This window comes from Roseibium album (assembly GCF_965233825.1).
GTDB classification, from domain to species: domain Bacteria; phylum Pseudomonadota; class Alphaproteobacteria; order Rhizobiales; family Stappiaceae; genus Roseibium; species Roseibium album.
Genome location: NZ_OZ247583.1, coordinates 316,845 through 341,110, shown reverse-complemented (window position 1 = coordinate 341,110; position 24,266 = coordinate 316,845). Strand labels below are relative to the sequence as shown.

At 57.1% G+C, this 24,266-nt stretch carries 21 protein-coding genes; 17 read left to right on the top strand and 4 right to left on the bottom strand.

What is annotated here, in order from left to right; all coding sequences use genetic code 11:
• Window positions 1-9 precede the first annotated feature (9 nt).
• The 6 genes from ACO6TI_RS01565 (at window position 10) to ACO6TI_RS01540 (ending at window position 5,011) form a co-directional block, all read left to right on the top strand.
• Window positions 10-684 (top strand): amino acid ABC transporter permease, encoded by a 675-nt coding sequence (locus ACO6TI_RS01565; protein WP_055114036.1) that lies wholly within the window; start codon window positions 10-12, stop codon window positions 682-684.
• Complete coding sequence (locus ACO6TI_RS01560) at window positions 681-1,346, top strand: amino acid ABC transporter permease (protein WP_055114034.1); 666 nt, start codon at window positions 681-683, stop codon at window positions 1,344-1,346. The genes ACO6TI_RS01565 and ACO6TI_RS01560 overlap by 4 nt, the downstream gene beginning before the upstream one ends.
• A 2-nt stretch (window positions 1,347-1,348) precedes the next feature.
• The gene (locus tag ACO6TI_RS01555; protein WP_422384206.1) at window positions 1,349-2,122 is read left to right on the top strand and encodes an amino acid ABC transporter ATP-binding protein; all 774 of its coding nucleotides are present in this window, start codon (window positions 1,349-1,351) and stop codon (window positions 2,120-2,122) included.
• A gap of 25 nt (window positions 2,123-2,147) precedes the next feature.
• Window positions 2,148-3,056: an aminotransferase class IV gene (locus ACO6TI_RS01550; protein ID WP_281929126.1), complete on the top strand. Its 909-nt coding sequence runs from the start codon at window positions 2,148-2,150 to the stop codon at window positions 3,054-3,056.
• A 61-nt stretch (window positions 3,057-3,117) separates the two neighbouring features.
• A complete protein-coding gene (locus tag ACO6TI_RS01545) occupies window positions 3,118-3,807 on the top strand; it encodes a GntR family transcriptional regulator (protein ID WP_422384205.1) in 690 nt (229 codons plus the stop codon).
• 160 nt (window positions 3,808-3,967) lie between these two features.
• Window positions 3,968-5,011, top strand: a complete 1,044-nt coding sequence (locus tag ACO6TI_RS01540) for a LacI family DNA-binding transcriptional regulator (protein ID WP_108875839.1) — start codon at window positions 3,968-3,970, stop codon at window positions 5,009-5,011.
• Between the two features lie 33 nt (window positions 5,012-5,044).
• On the opposite strand, the gene ACO6TI_RS01535 is transcribed toward ACO6TI_RS01540, so the two are convergent.
• Window positions 5,045-7,015 (bottom strand): C1 family peptidase, encoded by a 1,971-nt coding sequence (locus tag ACO6TI_RS01535; protein WP_422384204.1) that lies wholly within the window; start codon window positions 7,013-7,015, stop codon window positions 5,045-5,047.
• Window positions 7,016-7,681: 666 nt separating this feature from the next.
• On the opposite strand from ACO6TI_RS01535, the gene ACO6TI_RS01530 reads away from it, so the two are divergent.
• The 10 genes from ACO6TI_RS01530 (at window position 7,682) to ACO6TI_RS01485 (ending at window position 19,430) form a co-directional block, all read left to right on the top strand.
• The gene (locus tag ACO6TI_RS01530; RefSeq protein WP_055114024.1) at window positions 7,682-9,667 is read left to right on the top strand and encodes an AMP-dependent synthetase/ligase; all 1,986 of its coding nucleotides are present in this window, start codon (window positions 7,682-7,684) and stop codon (window positions 9,665-9,667) included.
• Window positions 9,664-10,491 carry an ABC transporter ATP-binding protein gene (locus ACO6TI_RS01525; protein ID WP_422384203.1) on the top strand — a complete coding sequence of 276 codons (828 nt, stop codon included), beginning with the start codon at window positions 9,664-9,666 and terminating at the stop codon, window positions 10,489-10,491. Before ACO6TI_RS01530 ends, ACO6TI_RS01525 begins: the two co-directional genes overlap by 4 nt.
• Before the next feature lie 11 nt (window positions 10,492-10,502).
• A complete protein-coding gene (locus ACO6TI_RS01520) occupies window positions 10,503-11,456 on the top strand; it encodes a branched-chain amino acid ABC transporter permease (RefSeq protein WP_055114020.1) in 954 nt (317 codons plus the stop codon).
• Between the two features lie 11 nt (window positions 11,457-11,467).
• Window positions 11,468-12,544: a branched-chain amino acid ABC transporter permease gene (locus tag ACO6TI_RS01515; protein WP_055114018.1), complete on the top strand. Its 1,077-nt coding sequence runs from the start codon at window positions 11,468-11,470 to the stop codon at window positions 12,542-12,544.
• A 107-nt stretch (window positions 12,545-12,651) separates the two neighbouring features.
• Entirely contained in the window at window positions 12,652-13,983 is a 1,332-nt protein-coding gene (locus ACO6TI_RS01510) for an ABC transporter substrate-binding protein (protein ID WP_055114016.1), read from the top strand.
• Window positions 13,984-14,041: 58 nt separating this feature from the next.
• Complete coding sequence (locus tag ACO6TI_RS01505; RefSeq protein WP_108875842.1) at window positions 14,042-14,896, top strand: ABC transporter ATP-binding protein; 855 nt, start codon at window positions 14,042-14,044, stop codon at window positions 14,894-14,896.
• Window positions 14,897-14,934: 38 nt separating this feature from the next.
• Window positions 14,935-16,173 (top strand): phenylacetate--CoA ligase family protein, encoded by a 1,239-nt coding sequence (locus tag ACO6TI_RS01500; RefSeq protein WP_422384202.1) that lies wholly within the window; start codon window positions 14,935-14,937, stop codon window positions 16,171-16,173.
• Window positions 16,174-16,594: 421 nt separating this feature from the next.
• Window positions 16,595-17,674 carry a ferrochelatase gene (gene hemH, locus ACO6TI_RS01495; RefSeq protein WP_055114344.1) on the top strand — a complete coding sequence of 360 codons (1,080 nt, stop codon included), beginning with the start codon at window positions 16,595-16,597 and terminating at the stop codon, window positions 17,672-17,674.
• A 323-nt stretch (window positions 17,675-17,997) separates the two neighbouring features.
• Window positions 17,998-18,978 (top strand): SPFH domain-containing protein, encoded by a 981-nt coding sequence (locus ACO6TI_RS01490; protein ID WP_208992630.1) that lies wholly within the window; start codon window positions 17,998-18,000, stop codon window positions 18,976-18,978.
• Window positions 18,975-19,430 (top strand): NfeD family protein, encoded by a 456-nt coding sequence (locus tag ACO6TI_RS01485; RefSeq protein WP_422384201.1) that lies wholly within the window; start codon window positions 18,975-18,977, stop codon window positions 19,428-19,430. The genes ACO6TI_RS01490 and ACO6TI_RS01485 overlap by 4 nt, the downstream gene beginning before the upstream one ends.
• Window positions 19,431-19,549: 119 nt before the next feature.
• On the opposite strand, the gene ACO6TI_RS01480 is transcribed toward ACO6TI_RS01485, so the two are convergent.
• The 3 genes from ACO6TI_RS01480 to ACO6TI_RS01470 all read right to left on the bottom strand — a co-directional run bounded on the left by ACO6TI_RS01480 (window position 19,550) and on the right by ACO6TI_RS01470 (window position 22,381).
• Entirely contained in the window at window positions 19,550-20,404 is an 855-nt protein-coding gene (locus tag ACO6TI_RS01480; protein WP_108875844.1) for an OmpA/MotB family protein, read from the bottom strand.
• A gap of 27 nt (window positions 20,405-20,431) precedes the next feature.
• Window positions 20,432-21,199 (bottom strand): motility protein A, encoded by a 768-nt coding sequence (locus tag ACO6TI_RS01475; RefSeq protein WP_029066649.1) that lies wholly within the window; start codon window positions 21,197-21,199, stop codon window positions 20,432-20,434.
• Window positions 21,200-21,367: 168 nt separating this feature from the next.
• Window positions 21,368-22,381, bottom strand: a complete 1,014-nt coding sequence (locus ACO6TI_RS01470; protein WP_108875845.1) for a KpsF/GutQ family sugar-phosphate isomerase — start codon at window positions 22,379-22,381, stop codon at window positions 21,368-21,370.
• Window positions 22,382-22,748: 367 nt separating this feature from the next.
• Here ACO6TI_RS01470 and ACO6TI_RS01465 point away from each other — a divergent pair, with 367 nt between their 5' ends.
• Window positions 22,749-24,206, top strand: a complete 1,458-nt coding sequence (locus ACO6TI_RS01465; protein WP_422384200.1) for an outer membrane beta-barrel protein — start codon at window positions 22,749-22,751, stop codon at window positions 24,204-24,206.
• Window positions 24,207-24,266 lie beyond the last annotated feature (60 nt).

Below are 24,266 nucleotides of genomic sequence, written 5' to 3'. Positions count from 1 at the left end.
GGATAGATCATGTACGAGTGGGATTTTTCACCGGTGCTGGCGGAAGGCGGCTTCTTGCTTGTCGGCTTCCGCAACACGCTTGTCCTGACCGCGACAGCGCTTTCCGGCGGACTGGTTGTCGGTCTTCTGCTGGCCTTTGCGAGATTGTCTCACAGAAGGTGGCTGAAAGTTCCTGCGGGAATTGTCATCGAGGTTTTCCGCACAACCCCGCCACTCGTGCAATTGTTCTGGTTCTATTTCGGTTTGCCGATCGTGCTTTCCATCGAAATGACGCCATTCCTTGCCGCATCACTGACTTTCATGATCCAGAGCGGAGCGTTCTTCGCTGAGATCTTCCGTGCAGGCATCGTTTCGATCGAACGGGGGCAATGGGAAGCCGCCAACGCAATCGGCATGACCTACAATCAGTGCATGCGCAGGGTGATCCTGCCTCAGGCCGTCAAGCGCATGTTTCCATCCATGATGGAGCGTTCCATCGAGCTGATGAAGACAACAACGCTGGTGGCGACGGTTTCCTATGCTGATCTGCTGTTTCAGGCCAACGAACTTGCCCAGAAGACTTTCCGGCCGCTGGAGGTCTTCACCGTTGTCGCGCTGATCTATTTCGTGTCGATCTCGTTCATCAGTTTCATTGCTTCCCGCATGGAGCGCCGCTTTGCCAAGAGCGGTGAGTTCACGCCATGAACTACATATGGAATTTCCAGGACGTATTCGACAACTGGTGGGCGCTTGCGATCGGTGCGGCCGGGACACTGCGATTGTTCGTTGTCTGCCTGGTGCTGGGCATGGGGCTTGGCCTGATCATCGCGCTGGGCAAGCGATCCAGGAACCGGCCGGTCCGCTGGCTGTCGACGGCGTTTGTGGAGTTCTTCAGAAACACGCCGGTACTCGTGCAAATCCTCTGGTTCTATTATGCCCTGCCGATCATCGCGCCGATCGAGATTGGTCCATTTCTGGCGGCCATCCTGGGCATCTCGTTGAACTCGGCCGCCTATTCGGCGGAGATCTATCGCGGTGGCATTCAATCCATCGAGCCCGGTCAGTGGGAAGCCGCGCGGGCGATCGGCATGAGCGGTCTTCAGACGTTGCGCCGTGTGATCCTGCCGCAGGCAATCAGGCGGATCATCCCGGCCCTGACGAACCGCGGGGTGGAAATCTTCAAGATGACCACACTGGCGTCGGTCGTCGCCTATGTGGAACTGCTGCAGCAAGGCAAGCTGATCGCCTCACTTAATTACAATCCGCTCGAGGTCTATACCGTCATCGCGGCGATCTTCCTCATTATCCTCTACCCGATCGTGCGCCTGACCTATGCGCTCGAGCGCCATCTTGCACGGAGTGACTGAACGTGAGCGCACCTGTTCTCAGATTGTCCGGTTTTGGCAAACAATTCGGGTCGTTGCGCGTGTTCTCCGACGTCGATCTCGATGTCATGCCAGGGGACCGAATTGCCATTCTGGGTGCTTCGGGGTCCGGCAAGAGCACGTTGCTTCGCTGCATCAACGTTCTTGAAACACCGAGCGAGGGGCGCCTTGAGCTGGACGGCGAACTCGTGGGTCAGCCATCGCGTGCAGGAGACATGCGTTTTTCGGAACGTGAATTATGTGCCCTCCGGCAACGCGTGGGCATGGTGTTTCAGCAGTTCAACCTTTTTCCGCACATGACCGTGGCCGGAAATGTCGCCGAGGGCCTGAAAACCGTTCGCAACGTCAAATCCCAAAAAGCGCATGAGCGGGCCGTCGCAGAATTGCAGCGTGTGGGCCTCGCCGACAAGGCCGACACATATCCGTCCCGTCTATCCGGAGGGCAGAAGCAGCGTGTCGCCATTGCGCGCGCACTGGCCATGGACCCCGAAATTCTGCTGTTTGACGAACCGACCTCCGCACTCGACCCGGCGCTGGTCGGCGAAGTTCTCGGGGTTATCGAACAGCTGGCAAACGAAGGCCGCACAATGCTCCTCGTCACCCACGAAATCGGCTTTGCCTATCATTTCGCAACGCGGATCCTCTATCTGGCCGAAGGCGGGATCTACGAGAGCGGGACACCTGATGAAGTCCTGAAAAATCCGAAACGCCCCCTGACCCAGCAGTTTCTTGCAGAGCATCGGCGTTTTCAGTTCTAGAGCCCTTTTTGGAGACAAATAATCGATGAACAACTCTGCAAGCGCTCAAAGCTATTTGGCAGATCCGCGGAATGAAAATGTTCTGGTCTATGTCGACGACCGGCTTGTGCCCCGTCGCGAGGCCGTTGTTTCCGTTTTCGACAGTGGTTTTGTTCTGGGAGACGGGGTCTGGGAAGGGCTACGCGTCATTGACGGGCGTATCCTTCAATTGGACGCTCATCTGAACCGCATGTTCGAAGGCGCGAATTCGATTGCACTCGACATCGGCCGCAGCCGCGACAATCTCAAAGCCGCCATTCGTCAAACGCTGGATGCCAATGGCATGAAAGACGGCGTCCATATCCGGCTGATGGTCTCGCGCGGGCTGAAAAGTACGCCCAACCAGGACCCCCGGTTCGTGATTGGCAAGGCCACCGTCGTGATCGTCGCCGAATACAAGGCGCCCCGGCCCGAGACCAAATCGAAGGGGCTCGCCCTGTTTACGTCGACCTTCAGAACAAGCGGTCCGGATGTGTTTGACCTGCGTTTGAATTCGCACAGCCGATTGAACCTCATTCAGGCTCTCATCCAGGCGATCAATGCCGGCGCGGATGAAGCGCTGATGCTTGATCCGAGAGGGTTCGTCGCCAGTTGCAATTCAACGAATTTTTTCATTGTCCGGGGCCGTGAACTCTGGACGTCGACCGGGTCCTTTTCCTTCAAGGGATTGACGCAAAAGGCGGTGATCGATAGTTGGCGAAGTGTCGGCAATATCGTTGAGGAAAAGGACTTTACGTTGGCAGAAGCCTATTCGGCCGATGAAGCTTTCATTACTGGGACGCTCGGCGGATTGACCCCTGTTGTTCGCATCGATGGCCGCCTCATCGGAGGCGGAGCACCGGGGCCGGTCACCGCCGAAGCCGAAAAAGCGTACAAGGAATGGGTCTTGCGGTAGAACTGGCAAGAAGCGTCTTCCGGCAAGAATGCGTGATCATAACGAACAAGTGCACACGACCATGAACGAACCGCAACTGATGTCGCAAAACCGGGTCAAACCCATCAAGCGTGAAACTTTCAGCAACCAGATTGCCGCCAATCTGCGTCGCGCGATCATCAGTGGCGAGATCGAATCGGGAAGTCAGATAACCGAGTCGGATCTGGCAGCACGGTTCGGCGTGAGCAGGGGCCCCTTGCGGGAAGCCATGGGACAGATCGCGGCCGAAGGCCTGATCGAAACCATACCTTACACGGGAACCCGCGTCCTCAAACTCTCGCCAGAGGATGTCCGGGAGATCTATTCACTGAGGACGTCGCTCGAAACGCTGGCGTTCCGTGAAGTCTGGGAGCGCCGGGACGAAGCGTTTGTCCACGAACTCGAAATCCGGCACAAGGCGTTGCTTGAAACACTTGCGCTTGACGATCACGTGGCGTCGAGCGAGGCGGAAGTCCGTTTTCATTCTCTTGTCTATGAAACATGCGGTCACAAGCTTCTACTGGAAAGCTGGCGCCGCATAGCGGGCCGGATGCAGCTTTATCTGGCTGAACACCAGCGGGCACATGGCCGAAAGGCTCCGATCGAAGATGCCCATGAACGGTATCTTCAGCTTGCCGTTGGCAACAGTCTCGCGCTCATGCTGGAAGAAATCGATGCCCATATGCAACGCGGGTTCAGGCAGATGGAACAATATCTGAGCTTTGCGGACTGACACTGCATCAATGTACTGTGCCGCGTCGGTGGCGCGACTCGTTCAAAATCGTATTTTCTTTCGACCTGTCATGTCTTTGCAGCCGACAAATCGCGCAAATCCGGTGCGATTTTGAAGAATGGATCGCGAATTCGGTTCGTAATCGGATAGACTGCGGGGAATGAAGCAATCGGAAATCAAAAAAACCAATCCCACGGTTCAGGATGTCGCGCGCGCTGCCAATGTTTCAACGGCAACTGTCAGCCGGGCCCTGTCCGCGCCGGATCGGGTGTCGGCCAAGACCCGCGACAAGGTGGCGAAGGCAGTTGAAGAGACCGGATACGTACTCAATCACGCGGCGCGAAATCTACGCCGTCGCGATACGGGGACTATCGTCGCGCTCGTCCCGGATATCGGGAATTCTCATTTTTCGAACATCCTGCAGGGCATCGAAACCGTCTGCGCCGACAGGAACCTGAAGGTTTTGATCGCAGATACACGAAAACCTTCCATGTCGCGTCAGCGGATCAATGACTATTTCAGCAAGAACAATTGTGACGGGATCGTCATTCTCGACGGACATTTCTCGATTTCGGAAATCCGTGCGACCAACCCGAAATTGCCACCGATCGTGACTTGCGGTGAATGGAGTGACGATCCGGCGGTGCCGATCGCCGTTGTCGACAATCTTCTCGGAGCTGATCTGGCAGTTTCACATCTGCTCGAACTCGGTCACCGGAATATCGGACATGTCACCGGATTGCTGACACACAAACCGGGGAGAGACAGGGTCGAGGGCTTCAAGGCAACCTTGAAAAGGGCTGACCTCGATCCCGAGAGAGCCTGGATTTTCGAAGGCGACTACACCCTGGAATCGGGCGAAACGGCTGCTTCGACGTGGCTCAATCTGCCCGAGCGACCAACCGCGGTCTTCTGCGCTGCCGACCGGACTGCCTTCGGTTTCATTTCCGCCTTGAACGAGGTCGGTGTGCGTGTGCCTCACGACGTGTCGGTGGTTGGATTCGACGACATCGATATTGCCGGCCACTTCGTGCCGCCCCTGACGACCGTTCACCAGCCGCGCCGGGCGATCGGCGAGCAAGCTGCACAATTGCTGCTCAATGTAATGGAGGGCGGAAATCCGGAGGAGGGCAACGTGAAGCTCCAACCCTGGCTTGTGGTGCGCAAGAGCACGGCGCACCGTGGCGGTTCGCAGCAAGATTGACAGGGTTATGCTCGCCGGCTGTGGTGAAAATTCCTAGTATCCCGTCACGTCTTCCGGCTGGAAGCCTTTGGCGGCCGAGGGTCTTCTGCCGAGAATATTTTTCAGGATATTGTTCATGGTTGCCCGGTCATTGTCGAAGCCGCCATGGGTTTTGCTGTCCGTTATGGCGTCGGCCCGACCCGCATAATGGAGAGTGTGATCGGGCTTCAGCACAAGGTCGTTCGCGAACACTTCCATGCCGAGAAGGGGCGTTTTCTTTTCGTCCTCGAATGCGTTGGAGACAAAATAGAGCAGCGACTTCCGGTAAGGGCCGACGGAATCGTCCCGTTCGCGCTGATCGATCAGGTTGTATTGCCACAGCTTCGACAATCCGGCGGCCGCGTTTTTGTCCCCGACCCTGTCGGTGTAATGGGTCATGAAGAAATCATTGGTGCAGGCCGGGGCCATGAGGGAACAGGATTGCACCGGGACAGCAAGCGGGTTCGCGGCATTGAGCTTGCCCAGCAGATGGCCCAGCAGAATGCTGCCCGCGCTGTGACCGATCAGGTGTACCTTGAGCGGGTTGCTGCGCTGCGCGTTGCCTTTGAGCAGTATCTTGAGCGCTTTGGTGCCGCCGCTGCTGCTCCCTGCAAAGCACTTTTCCGCATCCCGCTTCATGTCGCGCCATACGGCCCGCCCCGGACCGCGAGCGGTGAATTCCAGCATGCGGTCAAAGAAATCGGAAACACTCCCGACACGCGCTTCGGCCTTGGCGTTGGAAGAAAAGATGATGTCTGTCAGGGTTTCAAAGAACCCGGTCTCCCACATGAAGTGAATCGGGTATATCCCGTTCCGCTTGAAAACTTCCTTCATCTTGCGAACGCGATTTGCAGATGCATTCTGGTCATTGAGTCCGCCATGGGCATAAAAAACCAGATGCTTGTAGTCGCGCTTTGCAGTCGCCGTCTCGTCTGCGAGAAAATCCGCCGTTTCCTTTAACGTTGCCTCCGGAGTTGGGTATTTCCCGCGCTCCACAAGCCGGCCGTCATCCAGATGAACGATGTGGCCGACAATTTCCTCGAAACGCGGAGCTCGCGTTTTCGGACTGTCGAACAGGCTGCGACTGCTCCTGTCAGGTTCCCCGACTGTAAGATCGAACGACTCCGGGGTCGGCACTGCAAGCCTCAACACCCAGGCATCCATGACGTTCGCCGCCCAATCCTCGTAGCGCCATCTGGCGATTCCCGGTCGGCCATCGAAACCGCCCCAGGTTTCGCCCCAGGAGTTCTGGATGAGGAAGCCCCGTTCGTCATAGCCGACGATGACGAAGGCATGGCCTCCCTCGGTCAGGTTGGACGGAGCAATGTCACCGTTCCGCGGATTTTGCCAACCGCGATGGACCATTGCAGATACATAGATGACACCGGTTTCGTTGAGCGCGGCGTGATAGTCGATAATCTGCGGGCGCAGACGAAAATAGGCACCAAGCCCGACCTTTCGGGCATCTACCGCCCGGTCCTTGGTCAGGTGCCAGTTTTTCTCGCCCACCCGATAGGGGGCCAGTTCTTCGCTGCAGACCCCGTTGTTGAAAAATCCCTTCAACGCGGCCCTTATGCTGGAGCCTTCATAATCCTCGCCGGGCCATTCGTCATTCAGCTTTGCCATTTCGTAAAGCATGCGTGCACTTGCCATCGGGGCTTCGTCCGGTTGGGACCGGCGTGCGTGACGTTGTCTGTTCAGCAGCGTAATGGCACTTGAAAGTGCAAATCCGGTGCACGCTCCCTCCATTCCCTGGTCGCGGATCGGACTGACACCGGGATCGGGCGCGTCCATGGAAAGGTCGAGCGCCAGGAGTGCAGGCTCATACATGCGGTCGCGCAAATCGGTGATGTCCGCCGGAACGTTAAGCACATGGTCTCCAAGTCGTGGCGCAGCTTCCAGGGTGTTCGAAGCAGGCAGGTTCTGTTTTTGACTTGGTGATTTGGTTTTTTTGGACTTTTTCGGCTTTGCTGGACGTTTAGGCATGGCTTCCCCCTGATTAGTACCTTTGTGCTAATCAATTAACCGGTTGCAATTGCATGTCTTAGCAGCTTTGCGAGTATACGCATGAAGCGATGCCGCCGCAATTACCTAAGGTAAGTTGCGATGTATGCTGGACTGCAAAGAGGCCCGGTCGCATTGCTGCCCACCCGTTGGGTGCAAGAGAAACGTCACGAATTTTTCAAAAAGATCAGCGGTCCGGGACAGGCTGCATCTCAGTGGGTGCGGTTTTGACGAAAATTTCGGCCGATTCCAGGATCGGTCGAGGAACACAATTCGTGAGACCCGCAATGCAACCCCATGTGCCTGCAGCTGGAAACAGGCTCACAGACCGGATCGGCATGTGCCTGTTCGCAGCTGCAGCGCAATTGAAACAATTCGAAACAGTTGGATCATATTGCTGCAAATCGGCCGGTCTAGCTTCTCTATCAAGGATGTGAGGCAAGATCCGTGATCGCCTTCGACGAATTACTTGTTGAAGGTTGCAGCGGCAGACTGTTTCATACCCCTTGAAAGAACGACCCCGAAACAGGGGCACCTTCCAGACCGGTGCGTTTTGCAAAATTACGCACCGGTTAAACAAAAGACGGAACATCTGACGGTTCGTGTAAGCGGGTACGGAAACGATGGTCCAAGGGGAAGAAACAGATAATGGTAGGGTCGGCCAGCGCTTCACCGCGCGGGGAGGACACTTTTCCGAAGATCCTGTTGCACAATGCAAAGGTTCTTGGAACCCGGACAGCGTTTCGGGAAAAGGATTTCGGGATCTGGCAAAGCTGGACCTGGTCCGAGGTGTGTGAAGAAATCCGCGCGTTTTCAATCGGACTGAAGTCACTCGGGATTGAGGCTGGTGACAAGGTTGCCATAGTCGGTGCGAACCGGCCGCGACTTTACTGGTCGATGGTCGCCGCTCAGGCGGTGGGGGCGGTTCCTGTGCCGGTCTATTCCGACTCGGTTGCCGAGGAAATGGCGTATGTCCTTGGTCATGCCGAAGTGAAATTCGCGGTCGTAGAGGATCAGGAACAGGTCGACAAGCTGCTGTCGATGTCCGAAGAGGTTCCGACACTCAAAGATGTCATTTACGACGAAATGCGCGGGTTGCGCGACTACGACCATACTCACCTGCACTCTTATGAATCCTTGCAGAACAAAGGTCGTGAACTGCAGGCGCAGAACAGTTCGCTGTCGAGGGAGTGGGAGGAAGGATTTGCCGGTGGCAAGGGCGACGATGTTGCCGTGATGCTTTATACCTCCGGAACGACCGGCCGTCCGAAGGGCGTCATGTTGTCGTTCGACAATCTGGCTGTTTCAGCACGCAATGCGAACGTGTTTGATCACCTTGACGAGACCGAGGAAGTGCTTGCCTACCTGCCGATGGCATGGATCGGCGACCATGTATTTTCGCTCGCCCAGGCCTTTACCGCAGGCTATTGCGTCAATTGTCCGGAAAGCATTGACACGATCGATGTTGACCGGCGTGAGATCGCACCAACCTATTTCTTTGCGCCGCCAAGGGTCTTTGAAATGCTGCTGACGCACATCATGGTGCAAATGGAAGATGCAGGCAAAACCAAGCGCGCCATGTTCGACTACTTCATGAAAATCGCGCGCAAGGTGGGCGAAAAGATCCTGAACGGCGAGGACGTCGACGCAAAGGACCGTCTTCTCTACAGGCTTGGAGAGTTCCTGGTCTACGGTCCGCTCAAGAATCGCATGGGGCTGACGCGAATGAAAGTCGGCTATACGGCGGGAGAGGCGATCGGTCCGGAGATCTTCCGTTTTTATCGCTCGCTCGGCCTCAATCTGAAACAGCTTTACGGACAGACGGAAGCGAGCGTCTATATTACGCTTCAGCCTGACGGGGAAATCTTCGGCGATACGGTCGGAAAACCGGCGCCTGACGTCGAACTGAAAATCGCCGACAACGGCGAGGTCATGTACCGCTCGCCCGGTGTCTTTGTCGGCTATTTCAAGAATGACGAAGCCACCAAAGAGACCAAGACGGCCGATGGCTGGGTGCATACCGGAGATGCCGGCATCATCGCGGAAAACGGACACCTGAAGATCATTGACCGGGCCAAGGATGTCGGAAAACTCACCGACGGGGCGTTGTTCGCGCCGAAATATATCGAGAACAAGCTCAAGTTCTTCCCTAATATTAAGGAGGCGGTCGCCTTTGGTCACGAACGCGACGTGGTCGCGGTCTTTCTCAATATCGATCTGACTGCCGTCGGGTCCTGGGCGGAACGCAACAACGTCAACTACGCTTCCTATCAGGAACTGGCAGCTCATCCGGATGTCTATTCGATGGTTGAAAGCCATGTCGACCAGGTCAACCGCGATCTTTCCCGTGAGCCGATGATGGCCGGTGCCCAGATCAGAAGATTCCTGATCCTGCACAAGGAGCTGGATGCGGATGACGGCGAACTGACGCGGACCCAGAAGGTGCGCCGATCCTTCATCGCAGACCGATATGCGCCCCTCATCGAAGCGCTTTATGACGGTTCCAAAACCAAGCACGTGCGCACGGAGGTGACATTCGAGGACGGCCGGAAGGGCGCCATCGAAGCGACAGTCGAAATCCGCGATATGGAGCCTCATGTTCCCGGCAAAGACTATCAGGAGGCCGCCGAATGAACGCCTTTGCCACAGACATTACAGCTAAACCGGATGGTGTCCCCGAAACGGCGAATAGCGAAGAGTTGCTGAGGGTCGACAATGTGTCGCTGTCCTTCGGCGGCGTGAAGGCGATCACAGACATTTCCTTCGATATCCTGAAGGGCGAGATCCGCGCGATCATCGGACCGAACGGTGCCGGCAAGACTTCAATGCTCAATGTCATCAACGGCTTCTATCATCCCCAGGAAGGCACGATCACCTGGCGGGGCAAGGAACGGCGGAAGATGAAGCCGTATGAGGCGGCAAGCCAGGGCATCGCGCGGACCTTCCAGAACGTTGCGCTCTTCAAGGGCATGACGACACTCGACAACATCATGTCCGGGCGTTCGCTGAAGATGCACCGGAATTTCTTCTGGCAGGTCATCTGGCGTGGCCCTGCCGAGCGCGAGGAAATCGAGCATCGCAGGAAAGTCGAGGACATTATCGACTTCCTGGAGATCCAGGCGATCCGAAAGACGCCTGTCGGGCGTTTGCCCTACGGTTTGCAGAAGCGGGTCGAACTCGGCCGGGCTCTTGCCATGGAGCCGGATCTCCTGCTGCTCGATGAGCCGATGGCCGGAATGAACCTTGAAGAAAAAGAAGACATGAGCCGGTTCATCCTCGACGTGAACCAGGAATTCGGCACCACGATCGCGCTTATCGAGCATGACATGGGCGTGGTCATGGATCTGTCCGACCGGGTCGTTGTGCTCGACTACGGCAAGAAGATTGCGGACGGTCCGCCTGAGGAAGTTCAGGCGAACCAGAACGTGATCGACGCTTATCTCGGCGTCAGCCACTAGAAGGGAAAATCATGCTTTACGACATTTTCATCGATCCCTTCGTGCAAATGTACGAGATGCCGGACTTCTTCCTGCAAGTCCTGTGGGAAGGTTTCGTCGCCGGAATTCTCTACGCCCTGATCGCACTTGGTTTTGTGTTGATCTTCAAGGCTTCCGGCGTTTTCAACTTCGCACAGGGCATCATGGTGGTGTTTGCCGGTCTTACCCTGGTGGGTCTCAATGAAAACGGTGTACCGGCCTATCTGGCACTTGCCCTGACTATTGCCGCGATGGGCATACTCGCCTATGGCGTGGAACGGGTCGTCATGCGTCCGCTGGTCAACCAGCCCGACATCATCCTGCTGATGGCCACCATCGGACTGACCTATTTCCTGATCGGCTTCGGAGAATTCGTTTTCGGCGGCGAGCCGAAGCAGATGATCACCGAGGAACTCGGTCTGCCGACCGGCTCCACCGCGATTGAATTCGGGGAACGGGGGCTGGTCATCCTGCAGCATATCGACATCGCGGCAGCCGTTATCGCTGTTCTGATGGTTGCAGCGCTAGGTATCTTCTTCAACAAGACCCGAATCGGCCGGGCGCTCAGGGCGGTCGCGGACGATCACCAGGCGGCGCTTTCCGTGGGGATCTCACTCAATCAGATCTGGGCAATCGTCTGGTTCGCAGCCGGTCTCGTCGCATTGGCAACAGGCATCATGTGGGGCGCGCGCTCCGACGTGTCGTTTGCGCTGGAAATCGTCGCCTTCAAGGCATTGCCGGTGCTGATCCTGGGTGGCTTCACGTCCATCCCCGGCGCGATTGTCGGCGGTCTGATCATCGGTTTCGGCGAGAAGATCGGTGAACTCTACTGGGGCGGTCTCGTGGGCGGCGGCATCGAGTCCTGGCTCGCCTACATCATCGCGCTGATCTTCCTTCTGTTCCGGCCGCAAGGCCTCTTCGGCGAACGCATCATCGAGCGGGTTTAAGGTACAAGTTCATGTTTTATCGCGAAGCTGGCCAATTCAAGACGAGTTACAAGGCGGATCAGGCGCTCATGCCGATCCTGCAGGACAGGGTGGGTCTTCTGGTCATCCTGGCTGTCGCCTTTGTTGTCATTCCCGTCTTTGCCAACGACTTCTTCCTGACCTCCATCATGATCCCGTTCCTGGTGTTCTCACTGGCGGCGATCGGCCTGAATGTCCTGACGGGTTTTTGCGGACAGCTTTCGCTCGGTACAGGGGCCTTCATGGGTGTGGGCGCCTATGCGGCCTACAAGCTGACCTCGATCTTCCCGGACGCCAATGTCATATTGATGGTTCTGCTTTCCGGTGTGTTTTCCGCCGCAATCGGTGCCGTGTTCGGTCTGCCGAGCCTGCGCATCAAGGGTCTGTATCTGGCCGTGACGACATTGGCCGCCCAGTTCTTCCTGGAGTGGTGTTTCATCCGCATACCCTGGCTCTACAACTACAATGCCTCCGGCGCGATCGAGATCCCGCACCGGGAGGCCTTTGGCGTAGTCGTTTCCGGTGCGGAAGCAACGCCGATCGTGCGCTACTTCATCGTGCTCGGTATCACCGCGCTGATCGCCTATCTGATGGCCAACGTCCTGCGCGGCCGGATCGGGCGTTCCTGGATGATGATCCGCGACATGGACATCGCAGCTGAACTCATGGGCATCCGCCCGCTCCAGACCAAGCTGATGGCGTTTGCCGTGTCGTCCTATATCTGCGGCGTCGCCGGCGCGATGATGGTGTTCTTCTGGCTGAATGCCGCAGAACCTTCGTCCTATTCGATATCCCTGTCCTTCCAGATCCTGTTCATGGTCATCCTGGGGGGGCTGGGAAGCCTGAGCGGCGCGTTCATGGGTGCGGCCTTCATCTGGATCCTGCCGGTTTTCCTGAAATTCATTCCGGGCACCATTGGTATCAATGTGGCCGCCGAAACCGTTGAACACATCACGTTCATGATCGTCGGCGCCCTGATCATCTTTTTCCTGATCGTCGAACCGCACGGCTTTGCGCGGCTCTGGCAGATCGCGAAACAAAAGCTCAGGGTCTGGCCATTCCCCTATTAGGGTGGCCAACCTTATCGCACGTCATCCGGACCCGGACCTGTCCGGGGAGGAATGGCGCAACTGGTCTGGCGGTACCGGATGGTCCGGAGCCGCATGGGAGGAGAAACATGAAAAGCATCAAGCAAATTGCGCTGGGAACCGCTGTTGCGCTTGGAGTCGGATTTTCCGGTCTCGCGACAACGGTTGCCCAGGCTGAAGACGCCAACTATGTGCCGCTGCTGACATACCGCACCGGTCCGTTCGCGGCTTCAGGCATTCATATCGCCAACGGCATGCATGACTACCTGAAAATGCTGAACGAGCGTGATGGCGGTATCGGCGGCGTGAAGCTGGAGCTCGAGGAATGCGAGACCGGTTACAATGCCCAGAAAGGCGTCGAGTGCTATGAGGCGACCAAAGGCAAGGGTGCTCTGGTCTATAACCCTTATTCCACAGGCATCACCCTGCAGCTGATCCCGAAGGCAGGTGTCGACAAGATCCCGGTTCTGTCCATGGGCTACGGCCTGTCGGCTGCTGCCGATGGGTCCGTCTTCCCCTGGGTGTTCAACGTGCCGGACACGTACTGGGACGGCGCGTCGGTCGTGATCAAGTATATCGGTGAGCAGGAAGGCGGTCTTGATAACCTCAAGGGCAAGAAGATCGGTTACATCTTCCTGGATGCAGGTTATGGCCGCGAGCCGATCCCGCTGCTGGAACAGCTGGCTGAAAAATACGGCTTCGAGCTGCTGCAGTATCCGGTCGGTGTCAAGGAGATGCAGAACCAGTCCTCGCAATGGCTGAACGTACGCCGTGACCGTCCCGACTACATGGTCATGTGGGGCTGGGGTGCGATGAACCCGACTGCCATCAAGGAAGCCGTGAAGATCCGCTTCCCGATGGACAAGTTCATCGGTGTCTGGTGGTCAGCAGGTGATGACGACGCCGCTGCTGGCGGTGAAGGTGCCAAAGGCTACAAGGCCATGAACTTCTCCGGAGTCGGCAGTGACTTTCCGGCGCTTGACGACATCAAGAAACACGTTGTCGATGCCGGCCTGAGTTCAACTGACGCGAGTTCCATTGGCGGCACCCTCTACAATCGTGGTGTTCTGAACTCCGTCATCATCGCCGAAGGTATCCGTACTGCACAGGAATTGACCGGCAAGAAAGTCATCACCGGTGAAGACATGCGTATGGGCCTTGAAGCGCTCAACCTGGACGAGGCCCGCCTGAAGGAACTCGGTCTGGCAGGTTTTGCGCACCCGATGAAGGTCACCTGCGAGGATCACGCTGGCAGCCACCCGGTCTTCATTCAGGAGTGGGACGGCAAGCAGTGGCGTCAGGCTTCCGGCTGGATCGAGCCGATGACCGATCTTGTACGTCCGCTTCTGGAAGCGGCGGCCGCCGAGTATGCGGAAAAGAATGCGCCGTGGCCGGCGCGCACGGAACCCTGCCCGAACTGATCAGGCAGATCGCTCCGCCGCGCACAATGCGCGGCGGAGTATCCCGGGAGAGAATGGAATGGCATTGCTGGATGTAGATCAGGCCGGTTCGGACAACGCGGTAGAAGCTGCGGAAACGATACTTTCGGTCAACAATATCGAGGTCATTTACGACCATGTGATCCTGGTTCTCAAGGGTGTTTCCCTTACGGTTCCCAAGGGCGGGATCGTCGCACTGCTGGGAGCGAACGGCGCCGGCAAGACGACAACGCTGAAGGCAGTCTCTAACCTTCTGAGTGCCGAGCGTGGTGAGGTGACAAAGGGAACGATCCTGTTTGACGACGACGAAGTCCAGGCGCTCTCACCCAACGAACTGGTACGGCGCGGTTGCATTCAGGTGATGGAGGGCCGCCACTGTTTCGGCCACCTGTCCATCGAGGAGAACCTGTTGACCGGAGCCTATACCCGCAAGGACGGTCATGCGGCTGTGAAAGCCGATCTTGAGATGGTCTACAATTATTTCCCGCGCCTCAGGGAGCGGCGCCAGAGCCAGGCAGGTTACACGTCCGGCGGCGAACAGCAGATGTGCGCGATCGGACGCGCCCTGATGAGCCGACCAAAAATGATCCTGCTCGACGAGCCCAGCATGGGACTTGCACCGCAATTGGTTGAGGAGATTTTCGAAATCGTCCGGCAGCTCAACGAGAAGGAAGGGGTTTCCTTCCTGCTGGCGGAACAAAACACCAATGTGGCGCTGAGATACGCCACCTATGGCTATATCCTGGAATCGGGACGCATCGTGCTCGACGGGGACGCGAAGGCGCTCCGTGAAAACGAGGATGTGAAGGAATTCTACCTGGGCGTCGGCGGCGAAGGCCGCCGTTCGTTCCGGAATGTCAAACATTACAAACGAAGGAAGCGCTGGCTAGCCTGACGGTTTTCTGACCCAGGGCGGAAATAGCGGAGACGACCATGAGCGACCAACAGTTTGATGCACGCGAGCGGCAGGATCCCGCTCAGCGTGAACAGGATCTCTTTGCCAGGTTGCCGGAACTTCTGGCACATGCGGCCGGAAATGCCGATGGCTGGGCAGAGCAGCTGCGAGGTTGCGATCTCTCCGGCACTCGCGACAGAAACGCTTTGTCGTGCCTGCCGGTATTGCGCAAATCCGACCTGATGGATCGGCAGAAGGCCAACCCTCCCTTTGGCGGTTATCTGGCCGGTGAACTTTCCGAAGCCGCGCGCGTTTTCATGTCCCCGGGTCCGATCTGGGAACCACAGGCGCCTGGCCTGGATGCCTGGAACGGGGCACGCAGTCTGTTTGCCGCGGGATTCCGCAAAGGGGACGTGGTCCTGAATGCCTTCTCCTACCACCTGACGCCAGGCGGGTTCATTCTGGACCAGGGTGCGATTGCTCTGGGGTGCACTGTTTTTCCAGCAGGCGTCGGCAATACCGACACGCAGGTGGAAGCCCTGGAAGTCTTGAAGCCCACCGGTTTTGTCGGGACACCCGACTACCTCAAAATCCTCCTTGACCGTGGCCGGGAACAAGGCCGGGATGTCTCCTCCATCAAAAAGGCTCTTGTTTCCGGTGGGGCGTTGTTTCCCTCGCTGCGGCAGGAATATGAAGACCAGGGGATTCAGGTCGGCCAGTGTTATGCGACGGCAGATCTTGGAGTGATCGCCTACGAAACCGAGGCTCGCGAGGGTATGGTCGTCAACGAAGACTACATCGTTGAAATCGTGCGTCCAGGCACCGGGGAACCGGTTGCAGACGGTGAGGTTGGCGAGCTGGTCGTTACCAACTTCAACAGGCTTTATCCGCTGATCCGGTTCGGAACAGGCGATTTGTCAAAAGTCATTCCGGGCCAGTCACCCTGCGGGCGGACCAACATGCGCCTCGCGGGCTGGATGGGACGAGCGGACCAGCGTACGAAGATCAAGGGAATGTTTGTCGACCCTGCCCAGATTGCCCAGATTGTCGCGGCGCATCCTGAAGTCAGCAAGGCGCGCCTGGCGGTCAGCCGTGCCGGTGAGGCGGATGCGATGGTGCTTTCCGTTGAAACGGAAGCGCATGGGGACGGGCTGACCGACAGGGTGGCCACAACGCTCAGGGATGTCACCCGGCTCAGCGGCGATGTTCAGATCGTGTCTCCCGGTGCCTTGCCTAATGACGGCAAGGTCATTGCCGATGAGAGAGAGTATGGTTGACCACGTTGAGGCGCCTTGACTGAAGCCAGATCGTGTTTACGGGTCCTGATTGCGCGAAAGTACCTCGTTTTTGCATAACTCATCTTCGATGATTCTCCTGCCGGGCGCAGCGCAGAGACCGGTCCGAACCGCCTGTTCGTTTTGTCGATGACTTCGTGAGGAACTGCTGGTCCAGTTAGTCGCTCTTGAATCAAGGGGCTCAGGTCCCGCGGCGTTCGACCGTGATGGCGGTGCAAATCGGCGTCTGTCCGTTGGAACAACAACGGCTGCCGTGCATCTCCGGCTTTCTTTCCCGTCCGAGCGTGTCCGCCGGTGATCTGTCCTTTTCGCCAAGCGTATGAAAAATGCCGCATTGGCCTCGGCTTTGCCTTGGCCTATGTATGGCATCAGAGGACTAGCCGCTGAGGGACAATCCGCGCTTATGAACGTTCAACCGACCACTTCGCTTTCGGCCGAGAGGGCCGCTGAGTTCCGCAAACTGGATCTGCCTGAGAACCACCCGCCGGTGAAAAGCGGCAAGGTCGGTGTGCTCCTGGTCAATCTCGGGACCCCGGATGCAACGGATTACTGGCCGATGCGCCGTTACCTGCGTGAGTTTCTGTCCGACAAGCGTGTCATCGAATGGCCGAGGGCGATCTGGTATCCGATCCTTTACGGAATTGTCCTGATGACCCGTCCGGGTAAATCCGGCAAGGCTTATGACGAGATCTGGAACAACGAGAAGAACGAGTCCCCACTGCGTACCATCACGCGCAGTCAGTCCGACAAGCTGTCCGAGGTTCTCGGTGATGAAGGCGGCAGGCTCAAGATTGATTGGGCGATGCGCTACGGTCAGCCTTCGATCCCTGACAAGTTGAAGGCACTCAAGGAGGAAGGGTGCGACCGGATTCTTGTGTTTCCGCTCTATCCGCAATATTCGGCAACAACCACGGCAACCGTCAATGACGTCGTCTGCAGAACCCTGCTGGAGATGCGGTGGCAGCCGGCGATAAGGACCGTGCCGCCCTATCACGATGATCCGGTCTACGTGACCGCGCTGGCCGAATCCGTCAAACAGCACCTGGACACACTGGACTTCAAACCGGATGTGCTGCTGACGTCCTATCACGGTATTCCGCAATCCTACTTCAAGCGCGGCGACCCCTATCATTGTCATTGCATGAAAACGACGCGCCTGATGCGTGAGGTCCTCGGATGGGATGACCAGCAACTCCGCGTCACATTCCAGTCCCGATTCGGACCGGAGGAGTGGCTGCAGCCCTATACAGACAAGACAGTCGAGCAATTGGCAAAGGATGGCGTCCAAAACGTCGCGGTGATGAATCCCGGTTTTGTTGCCGATTGTCTTGAGACTCTCGAGGAGATCGCGGGCGAGGTTGGTGAGATCTTCGAGGAAAACGGTGGTGGCAATTTCACCCATGTTCCGTGTCTGAACGACAGCGACCTGGGCATGAAGGTGATCGAACACGTTGTCCGCCGGGAATTGGGCGGCTGGCTCTGAGGGCCAGTTACCTTTGAATATTATCGCAATCAATCGGCCTGACGCTCATGTTTCATCTGAGCGTTTTGGCTGTTCATGATTACCTGATCAACATTGCGTGGAGTGCCGGTGGTCGCCGGAGCGACGGCTGTCGTCCTGTTCCCAGGTACATTCCGCCCTGGTGGTGACGAGGCCGATGGCACCAGTTCAGTCGCCGGGGAAATCTAGCTGATTGCCTCCGTGGCGCGTGGATCTCGCGCAATGGCGCTGGAACGACTCACTCAAACAGAGCATAGTGACCGCGAAATTCCAGATGTTTACGGGAGAAATTCATGCCGTTAGAAATTGATGGACCCAGCATTTTCCTGATCGGCCTATTGGTTCTGGTCATTCTGGTGTTTTTCGCCGGGGTCAAAACCGTACCCCAAGGCTACAACTATACCATCGAACGGTTCGGCAAGTACCGCAAGACGCTGTTACCGGGCCTGAATTTCATTATCCCGTTCATTGACAAGGTCGGCCACAAGCTGAACATGATGGAACAGGTTCTCGACGTTCCCTCGCAGGAAGTCATCACGCGGGACAATGCCACCGTGACGGCGGATGGCGTGACGTTCTATCAGGTGCTCGATGCGGCGCGGGCCGCGTATGAGGTGCTGGGACTTCAAAATGCGATCCTGAATTTGACGATGACCAATATCCGTTCGGTGATGGGATCCATGGATCTTGATTCCCTCCTGTCAAACCGTGACGAAATCAATGCAAAAATCCTGAGGGTTGTCGATGCTGCTGCCGAACCCTGGGGCGTGAAAATCACGCGTATCGAGATTAAGGACATCAATCCGCCACGGGATCTGGTCGACGCCATGGCGCGCCAGATGAAGGCAGAGCGCGACAAACGGGCGTCCATTCTGGAAGCGGAAGGCAAGCGACAGTCTGAAATTCTGAAGGCGGAAGGTGAGAAGCAATCACTTATCCTGGAGGCAGAGGGACGTCGCGAATCCGCTTTCCGGGATGCGGAAGCGCGCGAAAGGGAAGCTGAAGCGGAAGCGAAGGCTACCCAAATGGTAAGCGCGGCGATTGCCTCCGGTGATGTTCAGGCGATCAACTATTTCGTTGCGAACAAATATGTCGAAGCCTTCCAGGCGCTCGCGACGTCGAGAAACCAGAAAACACTGATCCTGCCCATGGAGGCTACCGCTCTTCTGGGATCCCTGAGTGGTATCGGTGAAATTGCCAAGGAGGCATTCGGCGACCATTCGAAGGAAAATCAGACATCGTCGCGCATCCCGAACACCGGTTCGTCTGAGGGAGGCAATCCGTGAGCCTGATTGAAAGCGCTATTGATGCTCTCGGGCCCTGGAGCTGGTTTGTTCTCGGTCTGGTGCTTCTGGGGCTGGAAATAGCCGCTCCGGGGACCATTTTTCTGTGGTTCGGTCTGTCGGCACTTGTCGTCGGTGTCATTGCGCTGGTCTTTGACCCGAGCTGGCAAATCCTCGTCAGCATTTTCCTGGTTCTGTCGATTGTGAGCCTGCTGATAGGCAGGCGCATGATGATCAGGCTTGCCTCGGAAAAAGGGGACCCCGGACTAAACCAACGCGGCAGTCGTTATGTCGGGCGCGAATTCACGTTGGAAAAACCCTTGAGTGAGGGCGCAGGAAACCTGTCGATCGACGACACCATCTGGCGGATCACAGGACCGGATCTTCCCGCGGGCACAAAGGTGCGTGTCGAATCCATCGACGGGGTCCGACTGGTCGTTTCCCAGGTGGAGTAGGCGCCGTCCGGTCAAATTTGAAAAGTGTTCTGGCAAGAACAACTTTGCAAGGCCGGGATTGGTTTGCAGACATCCAGCGCGGCATGGTCTCGGGTCAGTTTGAGTGACCCTAGACGGTGTCAGAGCTTGTGGCCCGGCGGAACCGGCGGTTCCTCGGCCTTAAGCAGAATGCCGATGCGCCTGTTTGCGGCCAGATAGGGGTCGTTCGGAAAGAGCGGTTCGGTGTCTGACTTGCCGATGACTGCGAAGAACTGGTCTTCCGGAACACCGTATTCCGCCAGGATCTGGCGGGCAATGTTTGCGCGCTCGCTCGACAGGTCCCAACCGGTGTAACCGGGGTTTGACGTTTGCTGACCGGCGGTGGTGTGACCGGTGATCTCGACGCGATTTGGCATCTGCGCAAGAACGGGTGCCATTTTGGCGATCAGCCGGCGGGTGGTCTCATAAGGATATTTCGAACCTTCGCGGAACATGGACCGGCCATCCTGGTCGACCAGCATGATGTTCAGGCCGTCCTCGGTTTCTTCGAGAATGATGTTGCTGGAAATTTCTGTAATTTCAGGCATCTCCTGCCATGCCTGACGCAGGGAGGCTGCGGCTGTCGCGAATTGCCGGGGTTTTTCGATCTCTGCTTCCAGCGTGTCGTGAGTATTCGCCTCAGGTCCCTGTTTGCGCCGTTTTTCATGGCGCTCCTGGGAGAAATCTGAATCGTTTTCCTGTTCGACCTGGCTGATGTCTTTCATGTAGTCGCGGATCGGGATGCCCTCGACTTCGATGATACCCGTGCGGCGGGAGGTTTCCTTGACACCGAAAGCCTCTCGCATGGACCCTGCCACGACCTGCAGCTTTTCCTTGTCCTGAATTGAAAACGAGATGATCAGAACGAAGAAACAGACGAGCAGCGACATCAGGTCGGCAAAGGTAACCAGCCAGTCGGGAGCGCCGCCGCCGCCTTGCTGTTTTTTCTTTGCCATCGGCTCTCGTCCGTTCGAATGCTTGTGTTACGCCGCTTCAGCCATATCGGCCCGGGCTTTTTCTGGCAGATAGGCGACCAGCATTTCCTTGATGAGCGCAGGGCTCTTGGATTCGCGAATCTGGCAGACACCGTCGATTATCAGCGTCTGGTTGACTTCATCGACGTCGAACTTGGCATCGAGCTTGTCCACCAGCGGCAGGCAGATGATGTTGGAAATGAGCGCACCGTAGAGTGTTGTCAGGAGTGCGACCGCCATGGAAGGACCGATTGCGGCAGGGTCATCCATGTTCGCCAGCATCTGCACCAGACCGACAAGCGTTCCGATCATGCCGAATGCCGGCGCAGAGTCGCCGAGAGCCTTCATTACGCGCTTGCCTTCCGACAACCGCGACAACTGAAGATCACGCTCCCGTTCCATCGCTTCCTTGATGAACTCCAGTTCGTAGCCGTCAGCAATGTATTGAACGCCTTTGGCAAGAACCGGATCGGACACGTCCACGTTTTCCAGGCCGAGCGGACCGGACTTGCGAACGATCTCGCCAAGATTGGTGATCTCCGTGATCAGATCGCGAGGGCTGGGGCCTTTACCGGAAAGGGCAACCTTGAACCCGGTTACGAAAGCGGCGGCGATGTTGGACAGCTGAAACCGGATCAGGGTTGCGGCAAGACCGCCACCGATCACGATCAACATCGAAGGAATGTCGACGAACTGTGTGAAGCTCCCGCCCAGAAAGATAGCGGTTATCACAATGCCAAACGCACCAACAATACCGATTAGGGTCGCCAGATCCATTCTGTTCACACACCAAGGTCTTTGGCATCAAGCCAGTGAAACGTGTGAGCAGTCTAAGGTCGGTGTGGCTAATCAAATCCTAATGCAGGGCGACTGAGGACGCTGAAATTCAACTTTTTTTGGCTGTTGACGCAGTTTTGACAGGATGTCGGCGTGCCAGCCTGCGGATCAGGCGGCTCCGATGCGCAGCAGGTCATGCAGATGCACTATGCCGACCGGCCGTCCGTCTTCAATCACGAAGACCGACGTGATCGACAGGCTGTTCACCAATTCCAGAATGGATGCCGACAGCGTATCCGGCTGAACAGTCTTCGGCTCGCGTGTCATGATTTCGCCGGCGGTCTTTTCAAGGAGGTTTGCGGAGACGTGACGACGCAAGTCACCATCGGTAATGATGCCGATCAGCTGGTTCAGTTCGTCCGTTACGCCCAGGACACCGAACCCGCTGCGGGTCATCAGCACGATGCCTTCACTCATGGATGTTGAGGCGGACACGATCGGTATCCGTTCGCCGGAATGCATGATGTCGCGGGCGGTTTTCAGGCTTGCGCCAAGGCGGCCGCCAGGATGCAACACACGAAAATCCTGAGCCGTGAAACCCCGGCCTTCCAGAAGGGCGACGGCCAGCGCATCTCCGATTGCAAGCTGAATGAGCGCAGACGTCGTCGGCGCAAGCCCGTGCGGACAGGCCTCTGCCACACTCGGGAGTTTCAAAACGATGTCCGCAGCCCTGCCAAGCGAACTGTCGTCGCGCGACGTGATCGCAACCAGCGGGACCTTGAACCGACGTGTGTAAGTGACGATGCTGGCAAGTTCCTGGGTTTCGCCGGACCAGGACAAGGCGAGGACGACGTCATCTTCGGTGACCATTCCAAGGTCGCCGTGACTTGCTTCGCTTGCGTGGACGAAAAAGGATGGTGTGCCGGTCGACGCAAGGCTTGCGGCAATCTTTGTGCCGATGTGCCCACTCTTGCCGATCCCGGTTACGATCACCCGCCCCTTGCTCTTGCTAATGAGATCGAAGGTCCGTTTGAACGGAACTGCGAGACCGTTCTTCAGCGCTGCCCTGACCGCGCTCAAACCCGCAATTTCAGTTTCGAGAGTCCGTTCTGCTGAAACCAGGCTTTGAATCAGGCTATCTGCATCGTCTTCGAAACAGGATTCGAGTGAGGAATTTGCCATTGGCTCTTTCTTTTTGTCAGGGTCGCATAGGACTAGGACACTCGACTGCCGCGATCAAGAAGCCGTGAATGATTAAATGCATTAGATCGTGCGCTGCGTACCCCTGTCGTTTCGAAATGTGCCAAATCTATGGAAATTGACGATTTTTCAGCAACTGGTACGGCATGGCCGCACGTGACTTGTGGAAGACTTGCATTGGCATCTGCAGAGGAATGACGCTGTAACCGAAAACTCTGCCCTGCAAGTGGTTGTTCCGAATGTGCCGGGTGTCGGGTTCCAACCTGTCAATTTGCAAAAAGGAAACGAAGCATTAACCAACATTCGTCAGTTTGAACCGGATCACGAATTCGACCGGTCCTGAATTTCAATGCGCCGCATCCTGCACCTGATTGTCTGTTTCGCCGCTCTTCATGCGGTGCCGTCGGTTGCGCAAACCGCACTCTCCGGCCTTCGCGGGCCTGGTGATCCCATTGCTTCGGAAGGTGCAACGGACCAGGCAGCCGAGGGCGCGACGGTCAACCCGACACAATCGAATGTCTATGCGCTGAGGCGTACGCTCAACAGTGCGGAAGAAGAGACGGGCTCGAGCGGACTTGGTACGAACGGGCAGGTTCTTCCGGTTCGTCCGTTCTCCGACAGGCTCGCGGCGGTCGATCGGTCGGTTCCATTGGCTGACAGCCTGATCGACGACAGCGTGTTTGGCGGCGACACGACCTTCGACGCACCGGACGGAATTCGGCTTGGATCGTTTACCTTTACACCGCAAATCACATTCTCGACCGGTTGGACGGACAACACATCTCAATCCGCATCGGGAACCGCGGGCGGGCTTTACCGAATTTCGCCGGACCTTGGCCTGGTTTCAAACTGGTCGCGGCACCAGTTCGACGCGTCCTTGCGTGGCACCTATACGGGTTATCCGAAGAACTCGGACGACAACGATGGCAATGTCTCTGCTGCCGCCAATCTGCGTCTCGACATAAGTGATGCAACACGGGTGGATACGGGAGCGTCCTATACCTATTCGCGCGAAGAGGACGGAAGTGCTGAATCGACGTCTTCAGGAGCGGATCACGTCCAGACATTTTCCGCCGATTTAGGTGCAACGCGCGCCGTCGGCCTTGTTGCCGCGACAGGCTCATTCGGTGTCAACCGGAGTGTTTACATGTCCGACGACGACATCGAAAGCGGGCGTGACAACACACTTTATTCGGCAACACTGAGACTGGATGCCGACACGGGAAGCGTTTTCACTCCGTTTGTTGAAGGCTCATTGCTGCTGCGGCGATATGATGAAAGCTGTAGTGACAGCCTGTGCGAGAAACGGGATGCCAACGGCTACCAGCTCCGAGGTGGGCTGGCCATCGCCTCCGGGCCGAAACTGGCCGGCAATATCGGTGTCGGCTGGCGGATAGAGGATATAGAGGACAATCGGCTGGATGCCCTTTCAGGCTTTGTCGTTGACGGGTCGCTGGTCTGGTCACCTTCCCGGCTGACGACTGTCACGGCAGGTGTGGGCACGAGTTTCGAGGCAACGGATATTGACACTGCGAGCGGGTCGATCATTTATTCCGGGGACCTGAGGATTGCCCATGGCTTCTCCGACCGGCTGGTCGCGGAAACGGGTGTCGGGTACAGTTACAGGACGTATCAAGGGGTCTCGATCGAAGAAAACACACTGACCGGATTTGGGGGTCTGACCTATGCCTTGACCCAGAACGTGGCGCTGACGGCGGATTACACCCACCGGCGGTTCGACAGTTCGGAAGACGGCAGCGACTACACGGAAAATGCTATTGAGGCAGGTGTTCGTTTCCGGCATTAACGGTACAGTAACCAATAGAAGATCATTCATGGGGCGGGGCAGAAGCGAACACGGACATGG